The following is a 9,755-nucleotide window of genomic DNA, read 5'->3' on the forward strand; positions in this document are numbered from 1 at the left end:
CTGACGCTCTCCGGAGCGTCATCATACAGTCATCATTCTGTCGTGAAATAAAGGACTGGGAGCTCCTCTTTACCCAAGAGAGTGCTCCCAGTCCTTTTTTTATCGCCAGAGAAAGCCATGACCACCACAGAACAGCTGAGTGCCTTGAGTTCCATACTGACTCAAAGCGGTTTGCACAGCTTGTTCCAGCCGATCATTTCCCTCTCTGAACGACGTATTGTCGGTTACGAAGCCCTCAGTCGCGGCCCCTCCAACAGTCCGCTGCACTCCCCCCTCGCACTGTTCGCCGTTGCCCGTCAGGCCGGCCGCCTGAGCGAGCTGGAAATCGCTTGCCGTCAAAGCGCCTGCCGACGCTTCAATGATCAGCAACTGCCCGGCAAACTATTCCTCAACGTTTCCCCTGAATCCCTGCTCGAGGCCGCCCACCAACCCGGGCGCACCCTGCAACTGCTGCAGGATTTCGGTATACCGCCGAACCAGGTGGTGATCGAACTGACTGAACAAACACCCACCGACGATTTCGAGCTGCTGCAAACCGCCCTGCATCACTATCGAGCGATGGGGTTTTCCATTGCCCTGGATGATCTGGGCGCAGGCTATTCGAGTTTGCGGCTGTGGTCTGAATTGCGTCCCGACTACGTGAAGATTGATCGACACTTCATCGACGGCATTCACCAGGACGCCCTCAAGCGCGAATTCGTCGGCTCGATCCTGCAAATTGCCAAGGCCTCACGGGCGCTAGTGATCGCGGAAGGTATCGAGCTACCAGAAGAACTCGCAGTGTTGACCGAGATGGGCGTGGATCTGGTTCAGGGTTATCTGCTCTGCCGCCCCCAGGAACATCCACCTCGTGATGCCCGAGCCTTGATGCCCAAACGGGAAAGCACAGCGGTGGCGTTGAATGATGAAGTCAGCGACCTTAGCGCTTTGCTCAACGACCAACCGGCAGTGGGTCGCGATACCCCGACCGCCACCGTCCTGGAAGCCTTTCGCCGCCAGGCCAACCTGAACTCCCTGGCGGTGCTCGACGAGCAAGGCCAGCCCTGCGGCATCGTCCACCGGCATTCGCTCTCCGATGCACTGCTCAAGCCTTTTGCTACCGACCTGTTCGCCCGCAAGCCGATAAGCCGTTTAATGAGTGATGACTTCCTCGCCGTTGAGATGAGCCAGTCGTTGCAACAAGTGAGTCGCCTGATCACCAGCCGCGCGCGGCAGCGCATCGAAGAGGACTTCATCATTACCCTCAACGGCGGTTACCTGGGGCTGGGCCGAGTGATCGACGTACTTAAACTGATTACCGAACTGAAGATCCAGCAAGCCCGTTACGCCAACCCACTGACCCTGCTGCCGGGCAACGTGCCGATTCAGCAATGCCTGTCGCGACTGCTGCAACAGCAACGGGAGTCGGTGATCTGCTACGTCGATATCGACAGTTTCAAACCCTTCAACGACATCTACGGCTACGGCCGTGGGGACGAAGTCCTGCTGTGCCTGGCGCAATGCCTGAATGATCGCGTCGACCCTTCCCGCGACTTTGTCGGCCATATCGGCGGTGATGACTTCCTGCTGGTGCTCGGCCCGGAAGACTGGCGCAAGCGCTTGAACCAGTTGCTGGACGACTTCCAGAGCCAATGCCGACGCTTTTATCGCAGCGAACATCTGGAAGCCGGCTGCTTCATCGCCCCAAACCGTCAGGGTGTGCGTCAGGAGTTCGCGTTGCTGTCACTGTCGATCGGCGTGGTGCATTTACATCCACAGGCCTGTGGACAACTCGATGCAAGCCAGTTGGCGGAGATGGCATCGCAGGCCAAACATCACGCGAAGAATGTGCCGGGGTATAGCGTGCATGTGATTGATAGTCTGGCGGTGCCGGGTGAGGATTTGCTCGTAGGACAGCGGTGATTGATCTGACGCCTTCGCGAGCAAGCCCGCTCCCACAATTCAATCCCATTTCTTCTGGACTAACTCGGTTGAATTGTGGGAGCGGGCTTGCTCGCGAAGACGCCAGTTCTGCCAACTCAGATTGAGGGCGGTGTCTCGGAACCGCGAGCCGCCAACTCTTTCAGTTTGATCTCGGCCAACGGATGTCCTGCTTTGGCGGCCATCTCCCAAAACCGCGCAGCTTCAACCGCGTCTGGCGCCTTGCTCGGCGTCCCCGCCAGACTGATCACGCCCACCTGATACGCCGCTTTGCCATCCCCCGCCAACGCCGCCAGGCGCAGCAAGCGCACGCCCTCTTCGCGAGCCCCAAGGCCAACACCGCGAAAGGTCAGGATGTGGCCATAGAAGCTCTGGGCGCCAACATCACCCAGGTTCGCCATGCGTGCGAACTGGCCTTCGAGCCAGCTCCAGCCACGCGGCTGACGCACAAACCATGACCAATGAAACAAGCGGCGAGCCAGCCAGTAGCTGGCCCGCGCCTTGAGTTTTAAAAACACTCAGGCCTCCGCCGATTCCGGGTACTCATATTCGAACACCCGCACCACTTCCGAGGCATGCCAGGACGCTGCGGCGACCCCATCGGACGGCCCGGAGAAACGCCCCAGACGCTCGACACATTCAAAGAATCCTGTGCGCGGCAGGCGGCTGGCGCCCTGGCTGATCACCAGGGAACTGCGCAATGGCTGCTCGGCCTTGGCGTCCAGCGCGGCCAGATGTTCAAGGGCGGCGGTCAAGGTTTGCATGGCCGGTGTGGGCAGTTGCAAACGTTCAAGCAACGCCCGGTATGTCAGAAGATGACGCTGGCGGCGTGCCTGATCCAGTTCGCCCAGCAACCCGTCCCAGTGTTGACGACTGATGCGTACGCTCACGATTCATCCCTCCACCCTGGCACCGTCAACTCCCAGGCCAGGCTGCGGCGAATCGCAGCGTCGGGTAGACGCTCGCCACTTTCGATCAAGGCCAGATAAGACGGGCTGATGCCTACCGTGCGGGCCAACGCCTCGATGGCGATGCCCTTCCCTTCGCGCAAACTGCGTAGTTGATCCAGACCCGGAAGAATCTGGTCTGGTGTTGCCGCCTGACGCTCTGGGGCGACCCGCGGCGGTTGTTCATTGATGCCTGCTGCTTTTAGTAGAGCCTGATATTGAGCCCATGGAAGAACCGCATACTCGGGCTCTCCTTCGCGTGTAATTATCTGAATATCCATGACTACCCCGTAGGACAACAACACTTAGCGAGTCGGCACTTTTCCCTAGAAGTGTAATCCTAACAGCGGCTAAGGTCGCGGGGGTATCAATCTATGGATGAGATTGAATCAGTTCAGTTTTTTTTCGGACCCTGAAGTTGAAGTTGCTCCGGGGTATCGGGCAGGCGTTCAACCACTGCAAGCTTTTCCGGCAACTGACGCTTGCGCCAGGCGCGGAAGGCGTTGAGTTCATCGTCGAGAACTTTCATCAGCCAGGCCAGCACTGCGATGTCATCGAGCATGCCGAACACTGGAATGAAGTCCGGAATGGCATCAATGGGACTGAGGAAATACATCAGGCCTGCCACCACCGATATCAACGCTGTGGGGCTGATAGCCCGATACTCACCGCGCCAGTAAGCCAGGCAGAGTGCCTGCAACAGGCGTAGATCATCCTTGAGCTTGCCCAGCCGATTACCCTGGCTGGCACCTTTGCTGGCTACCGCGAAGAGCAAGGTCGGCAAACGTCCACGCGCGAGCAGGCGTCCGGCCAGAGGCAGGAAACGAGCGAAATTCCAGGGTGTTTTCATCATTTCCTCCCACTGAAATGTTATCCACACAAATTGTGGATAACCTTGTGAACAGAGCTGCTTTTCATGGCTGAAAGCCCCGTTTCATAAGGGCCCAACTCAGATCGGGCGTTTTTTACTCACATAAAAAAACCCAAGAATTCATTGACTTGGCGCTCTGGCGCGGCTAGCGCGGGCGTCCTCAATGGCTATGACTCCAGCCTACAGCATCCGTTCGCTTTGTTTACCTTCGCTAAACGCCAGATGCAACAACGCCCCGCATAAGCGAGGCGTTGTTTTTAAAGCAGACGCTGATTACTTGGCAGTAGCGTCTTGTTTTGCCGGATCCTTGATCGCCAGCAGTTCCAGGTCGAATACCAGCACCGAGTTGGCTGGAATCGCCGGGCTTGGGCTTTGGGCGCCGTAAGCCAGTTCGCTAGGGATGTACAGTTTGTACTTCTCGCCAACGTGCATCAGTTGCAGGCCTTCGACCCAACCCGGAATCACACCGCTGACCGGCAGATCGATCGGGCTGCCACGCTCGACGGAACTGTCGAAAACGGTGCCATTGGTCAGGGTGCCGGTGTAGTGAACGGTCACTACGTCGGTCGGCTTAGGCTGTGCGCCATCGGCTTTCTTGACTACTTCATACTGCAGGCCCGAAGCGGTAGTGGTTACACCGGCTTTCTTGGCGTTTTCTTCGAGGAATTTCTTGCCGGCAGCTGCCGACTCTTCGCTCATTTTGGCCATACGCTCTTCAGCACGCTTTTGCAGTGCTGCGAAGGCTTCGACCAGTTCGTCATCCTTCAGCTTCTGTTCTTTCTTGCCGACGGCATCTTCGATGCCTTGGGCTACGGCTTTGGAGTCCAGATCATCCATGCCTTCCTGAGCCAGGCTCTTGCCCATGTTCAGGCCAATCCCGTAGGAAGCTTTTTGCGCCGGGGTTTTCAGCTCTACGCTGGTCTGCGAATCACAACCCGCAAGTACCAGGCTAACCAGGGCCACCGCCGCCGCCAACCGATGCTGTTTCATGCTATTTCCTTGTTCATGCGCCTAAAGGGCAATCGAGTAAAGCCGCGAGCTTATCAGGCGGCCACGACCAATGGCTACCGGCATGAGAGCAGGAAACTTCTGATAAGTTCAGGGGATTCAACGCATTTCGGGAATGGGCGGATGAAGCTTCTGTCATCTTGCGCTCACAGAAACGGATAGCAGAACCCCCAGCAAATGGCGTAATGGCCACTTGCCGCACCTCAGGTGCTGAGGCATAAGAGAGGTTCAAATCGACAAGGATGTTTATCTTGCGCCTCTTCTTTCGCTTGCTGGTTCTGTTCGCAGTCCTGCTGGGGCTGGGCCTCGCCGTGGCTCTGTATTACGTCGCCAACCCGAAATTGCCGGCCTGGTCACCCGTGCAACAAGTGCATTACCTGGAGCAATGGAGCACCGCCGACCGCGAGACTTACTACTTCACACCTCAGGGTACCCAGGTCAAAGGTTTGCACTATGACTGGTTCAAAGCCCTCGAATTACCGTTCTCGCAACAGCGATTCGCCGCGCCCGAATACCTCGCCCGCTTCGGTTTTCTGATCGACCCCAACCAGCGAGCCACCCCGAACAACCCCGGCAATCTGCCCGTGGGTTTTGCCCGTCATCAGAACCCTGGAAGCCAGGACGAGTTTCTGGACATTACCTGCGCCGCCTGCCACACCGGCGAACTGCGCTTTAATGGCCAGGCCGTGCGCATCGATGGCGGTTCGGCACAGCACGTTCTGCCCTCCAGCGTTCCTACGTTGCGCGGAGGCAGTTTCGGACAAGCGCTGGTAGCAAGTCTGACGTCGACTTACTACAACCCGTGGAAATTCGAACGTTTCGCACGCAACGTATTGGGCCAGGACTACGATGCCCGGCATCAACAACTGCGCAAAGACTTCAAAGTCTCTCTCGACACTTTCTTGAAGGTGGCCTGGAACGACACCCATCGCGGGCTCTATCCCACTGAAGAAGGCCCCGGCCGCACCGACGCTTTCGGGCGCATTGCCAACGCCAGTTTCGGCGATGCGATTTCCCCCGCCAACTACCGTGTGGCCAACGCCCCGGTCGACTATCCGCAACTGTGGGACATGTGGACCTTCGATTGGGTGCAGTGGAACGGTTCAGCGCAGCAACCGATGGCCCGCAACATCGGCGAGGCGCTGGGCGTGGGCGCCACGCTGAATTTTTTCGACGCTAACGGCCAACCGCTTAAAGGAGACGCCCGCTATCCGTCCAGTGTCCGCTTGCGCGATCTGCACCTGATCGAACAAACCCTGCAACGGCTCAAACCGCCAGCCTGGCCGGAAGAATTGCTGGGCGCCATCGACAAAACCCAAGCCGCAAAAGGTCGCGAATTATTCACCGAGAACTGCGCTGGCTGCCATGTACCTCGATCGGTCCAAAGCGAAGGGCGCTGGGTGCAACATCTGAAAATGCTGCCCGTGGAGTTCATTGGCACAGACCCGGGCGCGGCCGATAACATCGCCGACCATCGCTTCGACCTCACCGCCCTGCAATGGGACCCGGCAGAGCTGGCGCAACTGGATGTTCAGTTGCAGCCGACGCCTGCGGATTCGCTGGATTTGAGCAAGCTCTCATCGGCTAAAGGGTTGGCCTACGTCACCGCTTTCGTCGGAAACCGGGCCTACCGTGATGCAAACATTCCTACGGCCGAACGACCGGACATGGATGGCTTCGGCCTGCCGATTGGCGTGCGCGAATTGCGCGCCTACAAGGCGCGACCATTGGCGGGAGTCTGGGCCACTGCACCGTTTCTGCATAACGGTTCGGTGCCGAGCATTTATCAGTTGCTCTCGCCCCAGGATGAACGCGCAACCACCTTCTACAAAGGCACTTTCGAGTACGACCCGAGGCACCTCGGCTATCGCACCGAGGCCTTCGCCAATGGCTTCATGTTCGACACGCGCATCACCGGCAATCACAACAGCGGCCACGAGTTCCGGGCAGGCACGCGTGGCAACGGCGTCATCGGTCGCCTGCTGCAACCAGAAGAGCGCTGGGCGCTGCTGGAGTATCTGAAAGTGTTGGGCGGTCCGTTAGAGGCACAATTGCCATGAGCAGACTCTGGATGCGTTTAGGCGCCTTTCTCGGCAAAACCCTAATGTGGTCGCTAGGCCTTGGATTGCTCGCCTGGGCGTTGGCCACGGCGTGGTTCGCCTGGCAGCACAGCGGCCCGGTTTCGGCTGAAGAACTGATTCCGGATGGCGAATCAGCGATGACCCAAGACATCATCCAGACGGCCGTGCGCATTGTCGATCAGCACCGTGAAAGCACCCGCTATCTGCGCGACGCTCATGCCAAGGCCCATGGCTGCGTGAAGGCCGAGGTTCAGGTGCTGCCGGATCTGGCGGGCGAACTGCGTCAGGGTGTGTTCAACGAACCCGGCAAAACCTGGCAAGCGACGATGCGGCTGTCCAACGGCAATGCCTACCCGCAGTTCGACAGCATCCGCGACGCACGGGGCATGGCAATCAAGTTGCTCGATGTGCCCGGCAAACAACTGCTGCATGACCAAAAGAGTCGTGGTGAACAGGACTTCGTGATGTTCAGCCATCCGAATTTCTTCGTCAGCGATGTCGCCGAGTACCGTCAGAATGTAGCCGCACAGGCTGACGGCAAGAAGCTGATGGCGTTCTTTCCGGGTTGGGACCCGCGGACCTGGCAGGTTCGCCATCTGTTTATCGCGCTGGCGACACTGTCACCCGCCCCGCAAAGCCCGACCCAGACGACTTACTTTTCAGTTTCGCCCTACAAATTCGGCGAAGCCAATGCCAAGTTCCGCGTCATGCCCGATCCGGCAAGCTGCCCGACTTACACCCTGCCTGCGCAAAACCAGAAGTTGCCGAACTTCCTGCGCAATGCGCTGCACCAGCAACTGTCGACCGACCGGATGCCGGCCTGCTTCGTCCTGCAGATTCAGCGCCAGAACCCGGCCAGGTACATGCCGATCGAAGACACGAGCATTGAGTGGCAGCAAAACGATGCTCCGTTCGAGACCGTGGCGCGGATCAAAGTACCCGCCCAGGACTTCGATACGCCTGCTCTGAACGTGCAATGCGATAACCAGTCGTTCAACCCGTGGTTTGGCCTTGAGGCCCATCGCCCCATTGGCGGCATCAACCGGTTGCGCAAAGCCGTGTACGAAGCCGTGAGCGACTACCGACACAGCCGCAACGCCGAACGATAAGAAGGCATAACGAAAGAAAGCGACCCAAAGGTCGCTTTCTCGGTGGAGCCTCGGCAAAAGCCAAACCCCAGACAGCAAAAAGCCCGCATTAAGCGGGCTTTCTGTGGAGACCTGGCGTTCAGCGTTCCAGGTTACCGAATATGGCGCAGCGGACGGGACTCGAACCCGCGACCCCCGGCGTGACAGGCCGGTATTCTAACCGACTGAACTACCGCTGCGCGTAGCGTTGAAAGTAAATGGTGGGTGATGACGGGATCGAACCGCCGACATTCTGCTTGTAAGGCAGACGCTCTCCCAGCTGAGCTAATCACCCTTTACCTTCGTTGCGGGGCGCATTGTGCCACAGATTTTCATAAAGTGTTGATTTAATTGAATAATTTTTCAAAAAAATCTGAAAACCCATAAAACGACGCGACCTGCAGGAACAACTTGCAAACTTTGGACAGAAAAAAACCCGCGTTAAGCGGGCTTTTCCGTGGTGACCTGGCGTTCAGCGTTCCAGATAACCGAATATGGCGCAGCGGACGGGACTCGAACCCGCGACCCCCGGCGTGACAGGCCGGTATTCTAACCGACTGAACTACCGCTGCGCGTAACACTGGAAGCGAATGGTGGGTGATGACGGGATCGAACCGCCGACATTCTGCTTGTAAGGCAGACGCTCTCCCAGCTGAGCTAATCACCCTTCACTTTCGGTGTGGCGCGCATTCTACGTAGCGACCACACCTCTGGCAAGCACTTTTTTAATTAATTTTTTCAGGCCTTCCAAAGGCTTAGAGAAGGGTTGGCCTATGGCGCTGCGAAGAGAATAATGCCCCCCTTTGTATAAAGGAGAGACTCGCCCCATGTGGTTCAAAAACCTGCTTATCTATCGCCTGACCCAAGATCTGCCTTTTGATGCCGAGGCGTTGGAAACTGCACTGGCCACCAAACTGGCGCGTCCATGTGCAAGCCAGGAGTTGACCACCTACGGTTTCGTCGCGCCATTCGGCAAGGGCGAAGATGCTCCGCTGGCGCACGTCAGTGGCGACTTCCTGCTGATCGCCGCCCGTAAAGAAGAACGCATTCTGCCGGGCAGCGTCGTGCGCGACGCGGTGAAGGAAAAGGTCGAAGAGATCGAAGCCGAACAAATGCGCAAGGTCTACAAAAAGGAACGCGATCAGATCAAGGATGAAATCATCCAGGCCTTCCTGCCGCGCGCCTTTATTCGTCGTTCGTCGACTTTCGCTGCCATCGCGCCGAAACAGGGCCTGATCCTGGTCAACTCGGCCAGCCCGAAACGTGCCGAAGACCTGTTGTCCACCCTGCGTGAAGTCATCGGCACGCTGCCGGTACGTCCGCTGACCGTGAAGATGTCCCCTACCGCGACCATGACTGAATGGGTCACCACCCAGAAAGCCGCGGACGATTTCTTCGTGCTGGACGAGTGCGAGCTGCGCGACACCCACGAAGACGGCGGCATCGTGCGTTGCAAGCGCCAAGACCTGACCAGCGAAGAAATACAGCTGCACCTGAGCACCGGCAAAGTGGTCACTCAGCTGTCGCTGGCCTGGCAAGACAAACTGTCTTTCGTTCTTGACGACAAGATGGTGGTCAAGCGCCTGAAGTTCGAAGACCTGCTGCAAGACCAGGCGGAACAGGACGGTGGCGAAGAAGCCCTCGGCCAACTGGACGCCAGCTTCACCCTGATGATGCTGACCTTCGGCGACTTCCTGCCGGCGCTGGTTGAAGCGCTGGGCGGCGAAGAGACCCCGCAGGGGATCTAAAAGGTAAAAAGTTATCCCTGTGGGAGCGAGCCATGTGGCGAGGGGATTTATCC

At 58.1% G+C, this 9,755-nt stretch carries 9 protein-coding genes and 4 tRNA genes; 4 read left to right on the plus strand and 9 right to left on the minus strand.

All coding sequences use genetic code 11. The features are described 5' to 3' along the window. Positions 1-117 precede the first annotated feature (117 nt). Positions 118-1,902 (plus strand): bifunctional diguanylate cyclase/phosphodiesterase, encoded by a 1,785-nt coding sequence (locus KGB03_RS09395; RefSeq protein ID WP_223526891.1) that lies wholly within the window; start codon positions 118-120, stop codon positions 1,900-1,902. 116 nt (positions 1,903-2,018) lie between these two features. Here KGB03_RS09395 and KGB03_RS09400 read toward each other — a convergent pair whose 3' ends face one another. From KGB03_RS09400 to KGB03_RS09420, 5 genes are all read right to left on the minus strand, one after another. Continuing rightward, on the minus strand, positions 2,019-2,438 hold the full coding sequence (locus KGB03_RS09400) for a sel1 repeat family protein (protein WP_111452383.1): 420 nt from the start codon (positions 2,436-2,438) through the stop codon (positions 2,019-2,021). Continuing rightward, positions 2,439-2,810: a hypothetical protein gene (locus KGB03_RS09405; protein ID WP_003223109.1), complete on the minus strand. Its 372-nt coding sequence runs from the start codon at positions 2,808-2,810 to the stop codon at positions 2,439-2,441. Beyond that, entirely contained in the window at positions 2,807-3,148 is a 342-nt protein-coding gene (locus tag KGB03_RS09410) for a helix-turn-helix domain-containing protein (RefSeq protein ID WP_024164567.1), read from the minus strand. Before KGB03_RS09410 ends, KGB03_RS09405 begins: the two co-directional genes overlap by 4 nt. A 113-nt stretch (positions 3,149-3,261) precedes the next feature. Further along, on the minus strand, positions 3,262-3,717 hold the full coding sequence (locus tag KGB03_RS09415) for a YkvA family protein (RefSeq protein ID WP_111452384.1): 456 nt from the start codon (positions 3,715-3,717) through the stop codon (positions 3,262-3,264). A gap of 294 nt (positions 3,718-4,011) precedes the next feature. Further along, positions 4,012-4,728, minus strand: coding sequence for an FKBP-type peptidyl-prolyl cis-trans isomerase (locus KGB03_RS09420; protein ID WP_111452385.1), 717 nt, complete (start codon positions 4,726-4,728; stop codon positions 4,012-4,014). A gap of 269 nt (positions 4,729-4,997) precedes the next feature. On the opposite strand from KGB03_RS09420, the gene KGB03_RS09425 reads away from it, so the two are divergent. After that, positions 4,998-6,806 (plus strand): di-heme-cytochrome C peroxidase, encoded by a 1,809-nt coding sequence (locus KGB03_RS09425; protein ID WP_218537707.1) that lies wholly within the window; start codon positions 4,998-5,000, stop codon positions 6,804-6,806. Next, positions 6,803-7,936, plus strand: coding sequence for a catalase family protein (locus tag KGB03_RS09430; protein ID WP_218537706.1), 1,134 nt, complete (start codon positions 6,803-6,805; stop codon positions 7,934-7,936). Before KGB03_RS09425 ends, KGB03_RS09430 begins: the two co-directional genes overlap by 4 nt. Positions 7,937-8,077: 141 nt before the next feature. Here the strand turns inward: KGB03_RS09430 and KGB03_RS09435 are convergent. The 4 genes from KGB03_RS09435 to KGB03_RS09450 all read right to left on the minus strand — a co-directional run bounded on the left by KGB03_RS09435 (position 8,078) and on the right by KGB03_RS09450 (position 8,621). After that, a tRNA-Asp gene (locus tag KGB03_RS09435) sits at positions 8,078-8,154 on the minus strand. Positions 8,155-8,173: 19 nt separating this feature from the next. Further along, a tRNA-Val gene (locus KGB03_RS09440) sits at positions 8,174-8,249 on the minus strand. A gap of 200 nt (positions 8,250-8,449) precedes the next feature. After that, a tRNA-Asp gene (locus KGB03_RS09445) sits at positions 8,450-8,526 on the minus strand. 19 nt (positions 8,527-8,545) lie between these two features. Then, a tRNA-Val gene (locus KGB03_RS09450) sits at positions 8,546-8,621 on the minus strand. Positions 8,622-8,781: 160 nt separating this feature from the next. On the opposite strand from KGB03_RS09450, the gene rdgC reads away from it, so the two are divergent. After that, positions 8,782-9,702 (plus strand): recombination-associated protein RdgC, encoded by a 921-nt coding sequence (rdgC, locus tag KGB03_RS09455; protein WP_008151195.1) that lies wholly within the window; start codon positions 8,782-8,784, stop codon positions 9,700-9,702. Positions 9,703-9,755 lie beyond the last annotated feature (53 nt).

Origin of the sequence: Pseudomonas sp. BF-B-26 (genome assembly GCF_019956495.1) — a bacterium.
GTDB lineage: Bacteria > Pseudomonadota > Gammaproteobacteria > Pseudomonadales > Pseudomonadaceae > Aquipseudomonas.